This window comes from Pseudomonas azotoformans, from assembly GCF_900103345.1.
Classification (GTDB): Bacteria; Pseudomonadota; Gammaproteobacteria; order Pseudomonadales; family Pseudomonadaceae; genus Aquipseudomonas; species Aquipseudomonas azotoformans.
In genome coordinates this window covers 5,914,274-5,931,095 of the sequence record NZ_LT629702.1, presented here as the reverse complement: position 1 = coordinate 5,931,095, position 16,822 = coordinate 5,914,274, and the positions used below count along the sequence as shown (strand labels likewise).

At 62.1% G+C, this 16,822-nt stretch carries 17 protein-coding genes; 9 read left to right on the top strand and 8 right to left on the bottom strand.

The genetic code is table 11. The features are described from left to right. Nucleotides 1–23 precede the first annotated feature (23 nt). The 8 genes from BLR69_RS26890 to BLR69_RS26855 all read right to left on the bottom strand — a co-directional run bounded on the left by BLR69_RS26890 (nt 24) and on the right by BLR69_RS26855 (nt 7,985). Complete coding sequence (locus BLR69_RS26890; protein ID WP_071494042.1) at nt 24–1,064, bottom strand: hypothetical protein; 1,041 nt, start codon at nt 1,062–1,064, stop codon at nt 24–26. Continuing rightward, entirely contained in the window at nt 1,064–3,481 is a 2,418-nt protein-coding gene (locus BLR69_RS26885; protein WP_076955284.1) for a TonB-dependent siderophore receptor, read from the bottom strand. The genes BLR69_RS26890 and BLR69_RS26885 overlap by 1 nt, the downstream gene beginning before the upstream one ends. A gap of 109 nt (nt 3,482–3,590) precedes the next feature. After that, entirely contained in the window at nt 3,591–4,526 is a 936-nt protein-coding gene (locus BLR69_RS26880; protein WP_071494044.1) for a glutathione S-transferase family protein, read from the bottom strand. Between the two features lie 75 nt (nt 4,527–4,601). Next, complete coding sequence (locus BLR69_RS26875) at nt 4,602–4,874, bottom strand: GIY-YIG nuclease family protein (RefSeq protein WP_071494286.1); 273 nt, start codon at nt 4,872–4,874, stop codon at nt 4,602–4,604. A 37-nt stretch (nt 4,875–4,911) separates the two neighbouring features. Beyond that, the gene (locus BLR69_RS26870) at nt 4,912–5,382 is read right to left on the bottom strand and encodes a nuclear transport factor 2 family protein (RefSeq protein ID WP_071494045.1); all 471 of its coding nucleotides are present in this window, start codon (nt 5,380–5,382) and stop codon (nt 4,912–4,914) included. A gap of 96 nt (nt 5,383–5,478) precedes the next feature. Beyond that, entirely contained in the window at nt 5,479–6,105 is a 627-nt protein-coding gene (locus BLR69_RS26865) for a DUF1120 domain-containing protein (RefSeq protein WP_071494046.1), read from the bottom strand. Nucleotides 6,106–6,337: 232 nt separating this feature from the next. After that, nucleotides 6,338–6,970: a response regulator transcription factor gene (locus tag BLR69_RS26860; RefSeq protein ID WP_071494047.1), complete on the bottom strand. Its 633-nt coding sequence runs from the start codon at nt 6,968–6,970 to the stop codon at nt 6,338–6,340. Between the two features lie 196 nt (nt 6,971–7,166). Then, nucleotides 7,167–7,985, bottom strand: coding sequence for an Hpt domain-containing response regulator (locus tag BLR69_RS26855; protein ID WP_071494048.1), 819 nt, complete (start codon nt 7,983–7,985; stop codon nt 7,167–7,169). A 450-nt stretch (nt 7,986–8,435) separates the two neighbouring features. Between BLR69_RS26855 and BLR69_RS26850 the strand changes: the two genes are divergently transcribed. The 9 genes from BLR69_RS26850 (at nt 8,436) to BLR69_RS26810 (ending at nt 16,813) form a co-directional block, all read left to right on the top strand. Continuing rightward, nucleotides 8,436–9,062, top strand: a complete 627-nt coding sequence (locus BLR69_RS26850) for a DUF1120 domain-containing protein (RefSeq protein WP_071494049.1) — start codon at nt 8,436–8,438, stop codon at nt 9,060–9,062. 35 nt (nt 9,063–9,097) lie between these two features. Next, nucleotides 9,098–9,721: a DUF1120 domain-containing protein gene (locus BLR69_RS26845; protein WP_071494050.1), complete on the top strand. Its 624-nt coding sequence runs from the start codon at nt 9,098–9,100 to the stop codon at nt 9,719–9,721. A gap of 34 nt (nt 9,722–9,755) precedes the next feature. After that, complete coding sequence (locus BLR69_RS26840) at nt 9,756–10,379, top strand: DUF1120 domain-containing protein (protein ID WP_071494051.1); 624 nt, start codon at nt 9,756–9,758, stop codon at nt 10,377–10,379. 89 nt (nt 10,380–10,468) lie between these two features. Beyond that, nucleotides 10,469–11,098: a DUF1120 domain-containing protein gene (locus tag BLR69_RS26835; RefSeq protein WP_071494052.1), complete on the top strand. Its 630-nt coding sequence runs from the start codon at nt 10,469–10,471 to the stop codon at nt 11,096–11,098. Between the two features lie 2 nt (nt 11,099–11,100). Next, nucleotides 11,101–11,838: a fimbria/pilus chaperone family protein gene (locus BLR69_RS26830; RefSeq protein ID WP_071494053.1), complete on the top strand. Its 738-nt coding sequence runs from the start codon at nt 11,101–11,103 to the stop codon at nt 11,836–11,838. Nucleotides 11,839–11,919: 81 nt separating this feature from the next. Then, on the top strand, nt 11,920–14,382 hold the full coding sequence (locus BLR69_RS26825) for a fimbria/pilus outer membrane usher protein (protein WP_071494054.1): 2,463 nt from the start codon (nt 11,920–11,922) through the stop codon (nt 14,380–14,382). A gap of 11 nt (nt 14,383–14,393) precedes the next feature. Then, nucleotides 14,394–15,521, top strand: a complete 1,128-nt coding sequence (locus BLR69_RS26820) for a DUF1120 domain-containing protein (RefSeq protein WP_071494055.1) — start codon at nt 14,394–14,396, stop codon at nt 15,519–15,521. Between the two features lie 10 nt (nt 15,522–15,531). Beyond that, nucleotides 15,532–16,152, top strand: coding sequence for a DUF1120 domain-containing protein (locus BLR69_RS26815; protein ID WP_071494056.1), 621 nt, complete (start codon nt 15,532–15,534; stop codon nt 16,150–16,152). 10 nt (nt 16,153–16,162) lie between these two features. Then, nucleotides 16,163–16,813, top strand: a complete 651-nt coding sequence (locus BLR69_RS26810; protein WP_071494057.1) for a DUF1120 domain-containing protein — start codon at nt 16,163–16,165, stop codon at nt 16,811–16,813. The last annotated feature ends 9 nt before the right edge of the window (nt 16,814–16,822 follow it).

Sequence of the window (16,822 nt, the reverse complement as noted above, 5' to 3'; positions counted from 1 at the left end):
GCAGCTTGGTTAATTCACTGCGCTCAATCAAGTGCCAGGGTGGTGAGGGAGAAAGTGCCGGCCTGAAATTGCGGGTCCGGCTTGGGTTCGGCCTTGCCTGGCGCGGGTTGGTTAAAGTCCATCGCGGGCAGGTAAACCCGCTGGCGCTGTGCGTCGAACGCCATGTTGTAGGCCATCGGCAAGGTGCTGACGGTGGTCGTCAAAGCGTAGTGATCGGCATCCTGCTGATCGATCACCATCAGGCTCGCATCCACACCGCTGGGGATCAGCAAACGCTGGTGCTTCTCGTCGTAAGCCACGGCGTTGACGTCGCGCCCAATCGGCAGCTTCGCCTTGACCTCGCCCGTTTCACGGTCTGCCACGATCAACACCGGCGCCTCACCTCGGCACGCTACAAACAAACGCTGGTGCTCGACATCCTGGGCCAGCGCACTGGGCTTGGGGCAGTCGGCGAATTGCCAGGTATCGAGCACGGCAAAGGTACTGGACGAGTAACGGGCCACCTGGCCTTCATCGCGCATCGGCAGAAAGAAACTGCCATCGCCCTTGCGCAACAGTGGGTCGATCTTCTTCACTGCCAGTTCATGGGCGCCGGTGATGCGCTCCTGCTTGGGGTCGAACTCAAACAGGGTTGAACGATCCGCGCGTCGCCCACTGACAATAATCACCTTGCCGGTCGATGGCTCATAGACCGCGCTGTTCAGATTGCTTTGCGCCACGGCGATACGCTTCAACAGCTTGAGTGTGGATAACTGCACCACCCCCAAGCTGCCGTCGGTGTTGAGCACAAACACGCGGTCCAATGTCGGTACGAACACTACGCCATTGGCTCCCTCGGACTGCGCCACGGTCTTGACCACGCGCTGGCGCTGCACATCAAACACGGTCAGGCCGTTTTCGCGGCGGGCGACAAACAGATAGGGCCGCGTTGGGTCCAGGCCGACAAAGCCCCAACTATGGCCAGTGCCGGGCAAGGTGACCCGGTGTTCACGCGGGAAGGCCGGAGCGTCCGCCAAGGCAGTGGTCGCGATCACCAGGCCGAGTAAAAAGCCGAACGTACGCATCAGAACTCCAGGGTGCTCGACACCGACACCTGCCGCGCATCGCCCATGGACACAAACAACCGGCTGGCCGCCGAGGTGTAGTAGACGCGGTCGAACATGTTCTTCACGTTGAGCTGGAACTTGACCTTCTGCCCATCAATCTTGGTGTCGTACGTGGCAAACGCATCCGCCACGGTGTACCCCGGCAGGGTGAAGTCGTTGGCCGCATCGCCAGCTCGCTCGCCGACATACCGTGCGCCGGTGCCTACCCGCAACTGATCGCCCCCGAACACATTGCCGAAGTCATAGGCCACCGACAGCGAGCCGGTGTGCTTGGCCACGTTCTGCAGGCGGTTGCCTTCCAGGGTCGGGTCCTTGTCCTTGATGTCTTCGGCGTCGGTGTAAGCGTAGCTGCCGATCACGCTCCATTTATCGGTCAGTTGCCCGGTGGCGTCCAGTTCCAGGCCACGGGAACGCACCTGGCCGGCAATGCTGTAGATAGTGTTCGCGCCGGAACCGACCGATACCAGCACGTTGCGCTTGTCGATGGTGAACAACGCCGCGCTGGCGGTGATGCGCCCAGGGATGTCGAGTTTGGCCCCCAGTTCCCAGGACTTGGATTTCTCGGGCGTCAGGTCGCCGGTCAGCGTGCTGCCATCGGCCAAGGCGGCGATGGTGGAGTTGGGCTTGAACGATTCGGTATAGCTGCCGTAGAACGACAGCTCGTCGGTGTAGCGGTACACCAGCCCCGCACGCGGTACCCAGGCCTGGCCGTTGCCGTTGGTGTTGGCCTTGAACGGGATGCCCTTGCCCGCGTATTGGTCATACATCTGGTAGCGCGCACCGGCGACAAAAATCCACTGGTCGTTGAGGTGAATCGCATCCTGGAAGAACAGCGAGTCGCTGCGCAGCAGGTCGGTCTGGGCGCTGTCGGCGGGGCTGACGGTGGTGCCCGCCACTTCGTTGCCATACACCGGGTTGTTGTAGTTGAAGGTGCCTCGGGAGTTCTGGCGAATCAGGTCAGCACGGTAGATCTTGCGGTACTCATCATCCAGGCCGAACACCAGATCGTTCTGCAGGCCGAACACATTGACCTTGCCTTCAAGGCTCGCGGTGGTAAAGCGGTCAGTGGTGATCGCACCCTTGGTGCCGTCCATCCTGCGGGTCAGGGCGCCATTGTTACCCACCGCACTGACGCGCACCTGGCTGGCGTCATAGGTTTCGCGGTTCCAGCTGTAGCCGAAGTGGGCTTTCCAGTCGTCGTTCAGGTCGTGGTCGGCTTCGAAGCGGTACAGGTCGGAGCGACCTTCCATGTTGTTGAACGGTTCATCCAAACGACGTGTGGCCGGGATGTCCAGTGGGTGGTTGGACTTGTCGATGGCGGTGCCACGGTCGAACGGCGTGAGGAATTCGCGGTGCTCATAGGCAAACAGCAATTTGGTGCTGTCGCCATACCAGGCCAGCGACGGCGCGATCAGGCTCTCGCGGTGGGTGCCGAAGTTGCGCCAGTAATCCTCATCTTCATGATCGACGATCAGCCGATAGGCCAGGCCGCTGTCGCCAATCGGGCCGGTGGTGTCGAGGCTGCCGCCGCTGCCGTTCTTGCCGTCACCGAAGGTAGAGCCGCGTACGGTCAGGGCGGTGGACTGGACCAGCTCCGGTTTTTTACTGACGATGTTCACGACGCCGCCCGGGTCCTGGATGCCGTACAGCAACGACGCCGGGCCCTTGAGTACTTCGACCCGCTCCGCCGTGGCGTTCAGCGCGCGGCCCTGCACGATGGGCATGCCGTCACGCATGATCGAGCCGTTACGGTTGTCGCCAAAGCCACGCAGCATCACCGCGTCCTGGGTACTGGCCAGGGTGTTGGCCTGGGTGATGCCGCTGATATTGCCCAGGGCGTCATCCAGGTTGCGCGGGGTCTGGTCGCGCAGCACCTGGGCCGGCACCACGTTGACAGTCTGCGGGGTTTCCAGCAGCAGGCCATGGGAGCGCATCACCGAGCTGGTGGGCGGTGGCTGGTAGCTGGTGCTGTCCTGGGTCTGGCTGGCACCGCTGATGGTGGTGGCGCCGAGGTTGAGCGCACCTTCGGTGGGCACCGGCTCCAGGGCCAGGGTGCGGGCGTCGATCTGGCGGAAGGTCAGGCCGGAACTGCCCAGCAGGCGTTGCAGGGCCTGGGTGGCGCTCATCTGGCCGCTGACCGCCGGGGCCTTGATGCCGTAGGGCGCTTCGTCGGTGTAGATCACGCTGATCCCGGTGACCCGGCTGAAATCGCTCAGGGCCTGGGGCAGCGGCTTGGCTGCCAGGGCAAAGGTGAACTGGGCACTTTGCTGCTCCTGCGCCTGCGCAATGCTCAAGGGCAGCAACGCCAGCCCCGATACCGCCAATACCGAGGCTCCCAGCCACTGTTTAACCCAACCGCCCGCCGCTGACTTCATGCTGTGAGAACCCGTGTAGAAAACGCTGTTAATGCGAATAGATCGCAGTTTCAAGCACTACACGGTTGGGCGGTGGATTTACCTCACCTTTATTTGCAAATATTTTTTCCTACTGCGCCTGGATGCGAAAACCGATGCGCGGGAAATGCACATGCACGGTGCCCGCGCGCTCATCGGTGCGGCGCAGGATCAGCTCTTCACGCCCGGCAAACAGCAGTTCGCCGACGACCGGGTCGGTGCCGTAGTCAGTGGCGGAGATGGTCACCTGCTGGCCTGCCTTGAAACCGTTCAAGTCTTCGAACAGTTCTTCGGGCAGAGCTGCCGGTGCCGAATTGCGCGACACGTCCAAGGCTTGCTCGGCGCTCATCTGAGTGGATGTACCGTGGCCGAAACCCAGCACACGATCCAACCAGGCGACAACGGCGGGATAGGCGTCTACCAAAGGCGACGTCACTGAAGAGCCTTTGAGGAACCACAGTGGATGGGCCAGGGCAAAGTCGGCAATCGACGGCTCGCCGAACAGGAAATCCCCGGCCTGGTGCTGCAGTTGCTGGTCGATGCGACCGACAATCGCCGGCCATTGATGCTTGGCTACATCCAATTGCACCCGAGTCGCCGTGCCACCGCTGAACAGCTTGCCGCGATCCGCCACCAGCACCTGGAGCATTTCCGGCGGCACCTTGGCGAACTTGACCGCCAGGGATTCCGGCTGGAACACCAGCGCCACCGCATGGGAGAACACCACCGAATCGGCCCAGGCGGCGAAGCCTTGGGTAACCAGTTCCAGGCCTTGGGGAAACAGTGCCGGAGCAGTTTTTTCCTGCTCCAGGCGTCGGGCGATCAGCGCGGTGTCGCAGTAGATATCGGCACCGATTTGCAGCACAGGGGTCTTGCGATAGCCGCCGGTCAGAGCGGTGAGATCCGGCTTGGGCATCACCGGCGAAATATGCACCGAGCGCCAGGACAAGCCCTTGAAGCCCAGCAACAGCCGGGCTTTTTCAGCGAAGGGGGACTGCGGGTAGTGGTGCAGGATCATCTCAGACATGCCAGGCTCCGCTAGAGAAGTGAATCGCTAGCTTAGCCTGCAAACCCTGGCGCGGGCATGATGGGAACCCATCAGTCAAATCAATGAGCCACTTGCCGCCAGGCACTCCTTGGCGCTCTTCTTCAACTTCTTGATCAAGCGCTCCTGGCGCAGGGCGTCGCCCTTGCTCGCGCATTGCTCGGTGTACACCAGCGCCACCGCCGGGCTGGACAGGAAAAACCGTGCGCCCTTGCCGCTCTGGTGCGAGGCGAACCGGCGCACCGGGTCATTGCTGATGCCGCAGTACAGCGCGCCATTGGCGGCGCGCACCAGGTAGACGAACCAGGGTTTGGCTTCAGGTGTATTCACAGAAAAGTTCGGCAATACCAAAGAAGCGCCAAGCTTATCAACGACTGGCCTGGAATGCCTTCAAGCCTTTGCGGGCCTGGGCGCGCACGGCGTTTTTCACCAGCGGCGTCCACCCCAGCAGCAAGCCCTTGGTGCCCAAGGCCTGGCGCGACCAGCGCCACAGGTCGAAGCTGTCATGGTGTTCGCAGATCTTGCCGTCGCGAAACACAAAGCGCGCCTGAATGTCGTTGACCACGGTGTTGCCGGTGGCGCTGAACAGGTAAGTCGCCACCCAATGAGCGCCTCCGCTACGATCGTCGCTGCGCACATTGTCGAAGGTCAGGGAGAAATCCTTGGCGCGGGAGGTGAGCATGCGCCACATGTCACCGGCATCCCGGCCGCGCAGTTCGCCGAAGGCCGGGTCGCTGAAGACCACATCGTCGGTGTAGCAGGCCGACATGGCTTCAGCGTCCAGGCGCTGGAACGCGCTGTAGAACTCGGTGATCAAGGCGTTGTGGGCATCACTCATGAACAGGCTCCGCAATTATCGGCATAAGGCCAGCACGATAATCCGCGGCGCCTGGAAACACCATGTTCATTCACCCGATGGATAAGCGAGGGTGGGTCAGAGGTAGACGATATCCAGGGTGGCGCTGCCATCCAGAGGGACTTCCTCGGTAGCGCCCGTAGGCTTCCTGACACGGGTCTGGATCAATACTTCCATCGCCAGGCTCTGGACCGGTACCGGCAGCGCGTCAGCTTCGCCGACCGCCCCCACCGAACGCATCCAGCCCACCTGCCAGGTTTGGTCTTCGGGCGCGGGAAACCAGGTTTTTCCATCCACGGATTCAATCGCCGGTGCCGCTGCACCGTCCGCCTGGACGTTTTTCACAAGGAACTGATACCCGCCCAAGCGCCGGCTATTGTAGAGCCCCAGGCCAAATGCCCCATCAGTGTCGTGGCCGTACCACGCCGTACCGGGGCGATTATCGCTCGCTTTGACTGCCATCAGCGTCGACGCTTCGCAATTGACACTCAACGCCAGCGTGGCCTGCGGCAGGTAGGCATCGTTAGGAAGATCACTGAGGGAAATCTTGCCATGATCCACCACGCCGCCGCCGGACAAGGCCGGGGTGCAGGCGGAGGGCGTCAAGACACCCACGACGCTCAGGTCAATGCTGGAGGCCGCAAACAAGTTCGACGCGCCCATCAATAGAAAAGCGCTGGTAACAAGGGAAAGTGATTGTTTCATCAATTCAAGTGCTCGTATTCAAGGCTAAACAGAAACGCTCGTCTTGTCGGATAACAAGACGCCCGCCTCTGCCTGACTCAGTGTGGGATATAGGTAGTTATGCCGCCGACTTATCGCTGCCGGGTACATAAGCCCACACTAACTCGCCCCACACTATTGCCCCATACAAGTAATACGAATCGCCCTCTTGGGCCTCGCAATTACACTGCAACTTCTTCGCCATGCATAACAACTAAGGCACCATGCCGCTTTGTCGCGCATAGGTAAAAAGATCCACGTCGGTAGAGATGCACAAACGCTGCATGGCCGTACTCTTTTGCTTGCTGATGGTCGAGATACTGCGGTTGACCCGCGCGGCGATCTGGCTGACGGTCATGCCGCTGGCGAGCATTCTCACCACCTCTCGCTCCTTGCCTGACAATTGTGGCTGGGACGGATGCGCCAGTTCGGTCTGCTCCATCTGCAGGCGCAGGCACTCACTGACAAAAGTACGCCCCTCGACCACCGCCCGCAGCGCCAGGGGCAGCTCCCGGGCAGACGCGCTCTTGGCCACGATCGCCCGTGCACCATGGGCGAAGGCTTCGCGCAACGTGACTACATTGGCAAACATGGTCACCAGGATCACCGGCAACCTGGGGTATTGCCGGTGCAACAAACCCAGCAGTCCGTAGCCATCCGCCTGTTGATCGCCCGGCATGGCAAAGTCGGTCACGATGGCGTCGCAAGCAGTACTGCTCACCAGCGCCAGCAATTCATCCGGACCATTGGCCTCCCCTACGACTTTGCACTTACCACTGGCCTCGATTACCACTTTCTGCCCGATACGGACGATGGGGTGATCGTCAGCAATAATTATGCGAATCATCGTCGTTACCCATGATGGCAATTTGAATACATGCAAAATAGCTCGCCCAGCACTATGCAACAACCTGAAATAACTGGACGGTTTTTCCTACTCCCCCTAGTTATTGGAGAGCAACACTTAGCCCACACAACAAAAAGAAATTACATACAGATTATTCCTACACTTCATACATGAAAACTCTTACAAATCCCTGGATTCAGAGTTGATGCAAACGCTGTAGGTAACGTTCGACGTCACGATGAAACAGCTCGAGTGCCTGCCGATTCACCTCCACCCCGCTCGCCTGCACGCGGTCAATCAACACGGCGGCGTGCTGCTCCAATCGCGTTGCCCCCAGAAACGCCACGCTGCCCGCCAGGCGATGCAAGCGTTGCGAGGTCAATAGGGCGTCTGCGCTGATGCGCGCCTGCTCCAGCACTGCCAGGTCGTCCCGGGCCTCGAGCACCAAGCTCGCCAACATCGCCTCCACCACTGCCCAGGAACCAAAGGTCGCAATCAGGCGGGCACGCGAAGGCAACGCTTCGCGTCGACGCGGTAGCGCCTGCTTGCGCTGCTCCGCATGCAACGGCCTTGGTGCCAGCCATTCGCTGAGCAAGTCGCGCAACTGCCTCAGGCTGATGGGTTTGACCAGCCACCCATCCATCCCGCATTCCAGGCAACGGCGAATCTCTTCCCGGCCCAGGCGACCGGTCATGGCGATGACGGGAACACACGGTCTGCCCGCAGCCCGTTCACGTCGGCGTAATTCGCGCGTCATGGCATAACCATCCATGACCGGCATTCGGCAATCGCTGATGACCAGATCAAAGTGACGCGCAGCCAAGGCCTGCAACGCCATGCGCCCGTCGCTGCAGGTTTCGTGGCCGACACCCAGCACCTGGAGCAACGACCCCACCAGCAACCGGTAGGTGGCATGGTCGTCGGCCACCAGGACTCTGGCTTGCTGCCAATGGGATGGCGCGGCAGTCGAGTGCGAGGCCTTTCGCGGATGGCGACGTGGATCATTGCCCGGCATAACAACCTCATGCAGAGCGATCAGCTCACCAGGCTTGCACCTGGCGCAGGGAGACGCCTGAGAGGTTGATGACCTGCCGGACGATTTCACTCGAACTTTTCGCGCAACTACATTCAGACCTGTTCAAAAAAACAGACTGTGCGGATTAAGAGAGCGCGAAAAATATCCGAATGAATGTAATAGGGCGATACAACAACTACGACTAAGCAATTTTTCTTACAAGCGCGTCAGCCGTTTCCATCGACGCTGCAGAGGTTCATCCGGCGGCATCACTATCGTAATTGTTGCATTCCGCCACCGTCGGGAACGGGCGTTAAATGCGTCCCGGCTCAACACAACCAGAAGGCGCGTCGTCGCCCACAAAAACAATCCGACCCTCGACGCCAGCGCCTCACCCGAGCCACTCACTGCCCTTCGTGCCAACACTTTGCTCAGGAATATGTTGTTCAAATGAAAGTCCCACATTCCCTGCTTCTCACCACCCTACTGATGGCCGCAGCCACCCCTGCGCTGGCTGCCAGCAGTACCGACCTGAACGTCACGGGTGTGATCACCCCAAACGCTTGCACGCCTACCCTCAGCTCAGGCGGGGTTGTCGACTACGGCAAGATTGCCTTCGCCGACCTCTACGTGGAAAGCGCCACGGTCTTGCCGACCGCCAACCTGCAACTGAGCGTGGAATGCGATGCCGCGACGTTGTTTGCATTTCATGCCTTGGAGAATGGTCAAGGCGGCGGCGATACCTCCTACGGCCTGGGGGTGATCAACCAGAACCGCTCTATCGGTGCTTACCACCTGGGGCTGAACACCTCCACCGCCGAAGGTCTGCCGATCTCCACCCTGTCCTCACGAGACAACGGTGCCACCTGGATTCAGAGCTCGCCAAACGCGTTGTGGATGCGTGGTCGACTCGCTGGTTTCGGCGATGACTCAGGCGGGGCCTGGGCACCGGTTCCGATCCGCAACTTGACCAGCAACCTGCTCATCTACGGCTACATCGCCGCCACCCGCGGCCTGACCCTGACCGAGGAGTATCTACTCAACGGCTCGGCCACCCTGGAAATGCGCTACCTGTAATCCCCTCTTTTCTCTTCACACAAGGACCCGTGCCGATGGACAGAAGAACCTGCGCCACACTTGCCCTCCTGCTGGCCGCCTGCGCCCCCGCAACCTTTGCGGCCAGCAATACCGACCTGAGCGTCAAGGGCACCATTACGCCCAGCTCATGCACCCCAAGCCTGTCCAATGACGGTGTCGTCGATCATGGCAAGTTGACCGGCCGGGACCTGGACATCGACCTGCCCACCCGCCTGCAACCTGGCGAGATGCTGCTACAGGTGCATTGCGAAGGCGCCACCCACTTCACGCTCACCACAGTGGATAACCGCAGCGGCACCTCAGCGATCAACCCGGTGTTCCACGGTCTGGGGAAGGTCAACGATGACCAGATGCTGGGCAGTGTCGCGCTCGGGTTGTTCGAGCCGGTCGCCGACACGGCGCCGGTGCAGACCATCATGTCCCGTGACGGCGGTGCAAGCTGGGGACCGTCGTCCTACCTGGGGCACGCGGCATTGACCGCCTTTTCGGCAGCGGGAGCGCCCTATACCCCCATTGCCATCACCGAGCTCAGTGCGCGCCTGCGCGCCTTCACCATCATCGCCCCCGCCAGCGGCCTGACCCTGCTCGACGAGTTGCCCATCGATGGGCACGCGACGTTGCAGCTCAAGTACTGGTAACCCTTTTTTTTACCTTCTTTTTTGGAGACTGACCATGAATGTATCCCTCAATACCCTGCTCGCCGCCACTCTGCTGATCGGCAGCGCCAGCGCCTTCGCCGCCTCCAGCGTCGACCTGACCGTCAAGGGCATGATCACGCCCAGCGCGTGCACACCCGCCCTGTCCAACAGTGGGTCGGTGGACTACGGCAAGATTTCCGCCAAAGACTTGAATGTCGACCAGGTCACCCCGCTCACCGAGCAGACCGTACAACTGACCGTCACCTGCGATGCGGCCACCCTCATGGCCCTGGACGCCGACGACAACCGACCCGGTTCTAATTACGGCGGCGACATCACCGAGTTCGGCCTGGGCCTGATCAACGGCACGCAAAAACTCGGCGCCATGACCCTCAGCCTGAACACGCCGGTCGCCGATGGCGTGGCGGGCCGGCCGATCACCTCTGTCGACGGCGGTGTCACCTGGGTCGTTGCGCGCAACTTGACGCCCGACAACCTGATCTCGGTGGCCGACACCACCGTCGACGCTCCCATCCCGGTGCAGGTGCTCACCTCAGACCTGACTGTCAGCCCGAAAATCGCCCCATCCAGCCAGTTGACGCTGACCAACGAGGTGGCCATCGACGGTTCGGTGACCGTCACAGTGCGCTACCTGTAAGCCCAGTTTGAAACGTACAACGGCAGGTCATCGCGCCTGCCGTTGCCCTGTATTGAAACGATGAACCAGGCAACCGGTGAACCTCCCCCATGAAGCACACCTCTTCACGCCTTCTTGCCCTGTTTTGCCTGCTGAGTGGCGGCTCTGCTGCGCTGGCGGCATCCAGCACCGAATTGAATGTGACCGGGCTGATTACGCCCAGCGCGTGTACACCGACGTTATCGGCCAACGGCATTGTCGACCACGGCAGGGTGCCGGCCCACACGCTCAACCAATTCGAGTTCAGTGTCTTGCCCACCCAGGCCCTGGACCTGAACGTGAGCTGCAACGAATCGGTGTTGTTTGTATTGGTGGGTATGGACAACCGCGCCGACTCATCCCTGGGCCCTGGTTTCTACTACGGCCTGGGCCACAACGTCCACGCGCCCAACGAACGCCTCGGCACCGTGGCCATTGCCTTTCGCGACGTGATGGGTGACGGCGAGCGCGTGCTGGTGCTGGCCTCCAGCAACCAGGGACAGACCTGGTTCCCGGAAACCAACGCCTACCCGAACAATTACATGGGGTTTGCCCATCCCGGCACGTTGGTGCCGGAACCCCACCGCCAGATCACGGCCACCTTGCAAGTCAATACGTCGATCAATGCGGCCGCCTATTTGACCCTCAAGCAGGAAGTCCCCCTGGACGGTTCCATCGTGCTTGACCTGAGGTATTTGTAGCCATGTCCCCCCTGTCCTTTTCAACCCGAGCCTTTACTGCCATCCGCTACGCCGGTCTCTACCTGGGTGCGCTGGCCCTGACATTTGGCGGCCCCTCGTGGGTGCTGGCCGATGGCATGGTGCCTGACACTTCGGTGGTCATCGTCAACGAAGCCGACGGCGAAGCCTCAGTGTCGGTGACCAACACCGACTCGCGGCTTGCACTGCTGCACGTCACCCTGGAAGACATCCCCGAAGACAAGGCCACGTTGGTGTTCGTCACGCCGCCATTGGCCAGGGTCGAGCCGTCCAAGAGCCAATTGATCCGGTTCATCCTGCAATCGCCCGAGCCGCTGAAGACCCAACGCCTCAAACGGGTGATTTTCGAAGGCATGCCCCAAGGCCGTTCACCGGCCCAGGCCGGGCATGCACGGGTCGGCGTGACGGTGCGCCAGAACCTGCCGGTGATCCTGCATCCCAAGGGCCTGGCCGCCAACCGTACGCCCTGGACCGGACTGGAGTGGCGCTTGCAGAACAATCAACTGAGCGTCAGCAACCCCACGCCTTATGTGGTGCGCCTTGCTCAGGAACTGCGCCTGTTGCCCGGCGACGGTTCGGCCCTGTTGCCCAGAACCTACGTGCTGCCCGGTGAAACCCTGCGGGTAACCGCCAGCGGCAGCGGAGCAAGCCGTGTGCAGCTGCAACCGGCTACCGTGTACGGCTTTGCCGTGGCGCCCTACGAAGCACCGATCACCCTATAAAAAAGAGTGGCCTGCTAACGCCACCGAAGGGCCTGACTGCACCGCAGAGTCAGCAGGCTCCCAACAACTGAGAACGACCTTGTGAGCACAGCATTGACTGATCGCGACGGCCAAACCGTGCGCGCCGTTTCACCACCACGCGTGCATAACCTATTGGCGGGGCTGGCACTGGCCCTGGGCGGCGCAGTGCCGTCCGGGACAGCGCTGGCAAGTGAAAACCTGATAGCAGGCGCCTTCGACCCCCAGACCCTGTCCCACCGCGGTATCGACCCGGAACTCGCCAACCTGCTTCTGCAAGCGCCCCGTTTTGCCTCGGGGCGCCATGCCGTCAACCTGAGCGTCAATGGCCAGCGCCGGGGCCGGGTGGACGTGGAGTTCGATCGCCAGGGCGGGCTCTGTTTCAACCAAGTGCTGCTGGATGCAGGCAACCTGACAGTGCCCGATGACACCGAATACCCAGGCTGCCATCGTTTCATCGAGCGTTATCCGCAAACCGTCATCGAGCAAGACCCCGCCAGCCTGAACCTGGCACTGGTAGTACCGACCGACGCGCTGCGCCCTGTGCAGCAGGATATCTCCGGCTATCAGACCGGTGGTTTTGCCGGCCTGCTCAACTATGACCTCACGGGCCTGTATAACGAGTTTGGTGACGACACCAGCCGCTTCGGTTCAGCCAACACTGAAGTCGGCTTCAACGCCGGCGATTGGATCGTGCGCAGTCGCCAGGTCAAGACCTGGCAAGACAGCCGCTCACGCACCACGCACCTGGACGCCTACGCCCAGCGCACCTTCGCCGAGCAACAGGCGGTGTTGCAGGCTGGACAGATCAGCCTCTACAACCCGGTGTTGGCCGGCACTCAAATCACCGGCGCCCAAGTGCTGACCGAAACCGCGCTGCAAGACCAGAACCAGGGCGCCACCATCACCGGCATCGCCAACAACCCGGCCCAGGTGGAAGTCCGCCAGAACGGCGCGCTGATTCACTCCACGGTGGTCCCCGCCGGGCCATTTGCGCTGACGGATGTGCGCCGCTTGAACAGCCGCTCTGACGTGGAAGTCACAATCAAGGAAACCACCGGCGAAGAGCGCCGCTTCACGGTGCCCGCAGCCATGCTCGGCCTGGGCCTGCCGGCGCCGGGTTATTCCGTGGCGGCGGGGCGCGTGCGGCAGATTGGCGACAGTGACGGCACCGAGCCCTGGGTGGTCAGCGCAGGCTGGAGCGGTGCGCTACACCCGCAAGTCAGCCTGGGTGGCGGCGCATTGGTCGCCGATGACTATCACTCGGCGGGCATCAGCCTGGGATGGCTGCCCTGGCAGGACAGCCAATTGCAGTTCTCGGCGCAAACCGCCCAGGCCAGCCACGAGGGGCGTGAACGGGGCGTCCAGACGGACGTGTCCTGGTCCCAGCGTTTCAGTGAGAACTGGTCGATGACCACTGCCGGCTCATGGCGCTCCCAGGGCTATCGCGACCTCGAGGACTCAACCTTCGTCGGCAACAGCCGCGACCAACAGCGCTCGCGCTATCGCGACCAGCAAAGCCTCACCGCATCCTGGGCGCATCCGGCGCTGGGCGCGTTCAGTGCCGGGGTGTCGCGCACTGCGGCCTACAACGGTGAAAGCAGCAGCCGCGCGCTGGCGTCCTGGGGCACCAGTTTTGGCCGGGTGTCGGTGTCCGCCAGTGCCGAGTGGCAGGTGGGCGGCCGCCAGCAAAACGATGACAGCGTTTACCTGAACATCAGCCTGCCGCTGGGTGACAACCGCCGGGCCCGCGCCTGGGCGCGCAAGGCCGGCGGCGAGCATCGCCTCGGCGTGGGGGTGAACGAGCAGCTCAACGACCAATTGGGTTATCGCGTGGGCGTGGAGCATGACAGTCGCGACCGCGAAGTGGAGTCGTCGATCGGCGTGTCAGCCCTGCCGTGGTACAGCCAACTGGACTTCAACTACACCCGCAGCAACGACGAGCGCACCAGCTACCAGGGCGGTGCCCGCGGTGGCGTGGTGCTGCATGGCGACGGTGTCACCTTCTCGCCCTACCCGGTACGCGACACCTTTGCCGTGATGTCGGTGGGCGAGATGGCCGGGATCAAGGTGAGCACCCCAAGCGGCCCGGTGTGGACCGACTGGCAAGGCCAGGCCGTGGTGCCGCAGCTCAGCGCCTATGGGCGCAGCCCGGTGGAAGTGCAGACGCGCTCCCTGCCGCGCAATGCCGACATCCAGAACGGTCTGTCAGTGATTTCCGCCGGACGCGGCGCGGTGGACAAGGTGCAATTCGGCGTGACCCTCACCCGACGCGCACTGTTGAACGTGACCACCGACAACGGCCAGCCGTTGTCACGCGGCGCGACTGTCAGCACCGCCGACGGAGAGTTCGTCACCCTGGTGCAGGAAGGCAGCCAAGTGTTCCTGCCGGACGTGCTCGATCCGCGCCCGCTCTGGATCAAGGCCCCAGGCCAGGCGCGTTGCCGCCTGAGCTACGAACTGGCGCAAGACGCCGACCCTGAGGTGTATTACGAAACCGCACCGGCCCGGTGCCATCAGCCATGAGGACTTTGACCATGGGCCTGAACCCTGCCTTGTACGTCCTGGGCGTGCTACTCAGCACCCACGCCCTGGCCGCCGAAGAATGCCAGCTCAACCTCAGCCAGACGCAGTTGGATTTTGGCTTGATGAACCGCGCCGTGGCCTTGGTGCCCGCGCCCGAGCGATTGCTGGGGGAGCGACGGCTGAGCCTCACATTGAACTGCGCGCAGCCCACCGACATGAGTGTGTTTTATCGCGGGCTGGCTGCCGGACCCGGGCGGTTCCGCTTTACCGAGCTCGGTAGTTACGGCCTGCAAGTGAGTGACGCGATGCTGGACGGCCAGGCGGTCGAACTCGGTTTGATCACGGGGCCGGGGCAAGCGCCTTCCGCAGTCAGCACTCGACTGGCCTGGCAGCCCGACCACGGCGTGGTGCCGATGCGCAATGGCGTGGCGGTAACCGGGCGTAATCTGTCACTGCAACTGGAGGCCAGTGCCTGGGCCCGTGAAGACGCCGTCAGGGTACGCGACGCGGTCAGCTGGGACATCGCGGGGTTGTTCGAGGCCCTCGCCGCCAACCGTTCGCGGGAACTGCGTTGGCAGGCACGTTTTGCACCGGCGGCGTGCACACCCAGCCTGTCCAACGGCGGCCATGTGGAACTGGGCAAGTTGTCGGTCAGCGACCTGTCCAACCACAAGGACACGCCCCTGACGCCACGCGCGTTGTCCCTGAGCGTGACTTGCGATGCCCCGACAGCCTTCGCCGTACGCATGCAGGACAACCGTCAGGGTTCTGCAACCGGTGCCGGTGATGAAACCACTTACGGACTGGGCCTGGATGCTGGCCGGCAGAAAATCGGGCGCTACCGCCTGCTGTTCGACCCGGCCCTGATCACCGCCGACAACTTCGCCCAGGTCTTCAGCACCGACTCCAGTACTGGCGGCCTGCCCTGGAGCAGCGCCAGCGCGCGTATCACGGCGGTGGGGGCCGGTCGTTACCTGGGCTTCAGCAGCACACCGGGCAGTACCGGTGGGCCCAGTGCCATTCAGCACCTCAATGCCACGCTGAGCCTGGAGGCGACAGTCGCCCCCCTGGAATCGCTGGACCTGGGCAATGAGGTTCGCCTCGACGGCTCGGGCACGCTCGAAATTCACTACTTATAGGAACTCAAGCATGAACACGATATTGATCCGACTGGCCGCCTGCGTATGGCTGGCCAACATGCTGCAGGCCCAGGCCGCCTCAACCGTCGAGCTGAACGTCAGCGGCCGCATCACGCCCAGCGCCTGCGCACCCAGCCTGTCCGATGGCGGCGTGTATGACTTGGGCAAGATAGCCGCCAAAGACCTGAACACCGATCGCCCTACCCCACTGCCCGCCACCAGCCTGCATCTGGCAATCACCTGTGAAGCCATGACACTGCTGGCCCTTGAGCCCCGGGACAATCGCCTCGGCTCGAGTTACAACGACTCTCCCAACGTATTCGGGCTGGGACTGGCCAGTAACAACGCCAAGCTCGGTTACCTGATACTGAACGTCAATTCGGTGGTGGCTGACGGCATTGATATGAGAACGCTTGGCTCTACAGAGTCCTCTTCCTGGTCCCCCACGACAATTCTGTCGCCCCACTTCCTGACCGCGTTCGCCCCACCCACGAGCGTTGTCCCGTCAGCAGTGCAGCAACTTACCGCCCAACTGCTGCTCACGCCAAGCCTCGCGCCCGCCGAATCGTTGCCTCTGTCCGAAGAAGTGCCATTCGAAGGCTCAGCCACCCTGACCATCAAATATTTATAGGAGCAAGACCATGAAAACATTGCTGATTCCAATGGCAACCCTTGCCTGGCTGACCGGAGTTTCAACCGTCCAGGCCGCTTCCACGGTCGAACTGACGGTCGGCGGCTTGATCACCCCCATGGCCTGCACCCCAGCGTTATCTGGCGGCGGGTTGATCGACTTCGGCAAGATCTCCCAGCAGGACCTCAACCAGGCCACAGGCACCCGGTTGCCGCTCAAATCACTGACCTTGACCGTCAGTTGCAACGCACCGGGCCGCTATGCCCTGCGCATGCGCGACAACCGCGATGGGTCGGCCCACGTCAACAGCGAGATTTACTACGGCCTGGGCCTGGACAGCGCAGGCAACAAGATTGGCGTGTACTCGGTGAAATTCGACCCCAAGCAAACAGTGGCCGATGCCTTGCCGGTGACTTACGGCACCGAGTCCACCACGAACGGCGTGGCGTGGCGTACATCCAACAGCAACCCCATCGACATCGGCTCCAGAAGTCTGCTGGGCTTCACTGACGTGGCCGGCAGCACCGCCGGCCCTTCGGCGATCCAGAACCTGACCAGCACCCTGACCCTGGAAGCCGTGATCAACGCCAAGCAGAACCTTGACCTGAGTGTAGAGACGCCGATGGATGGCTCCGCGACGCTGGAAGTGGTGTACCTGTAGGTCTTTGTG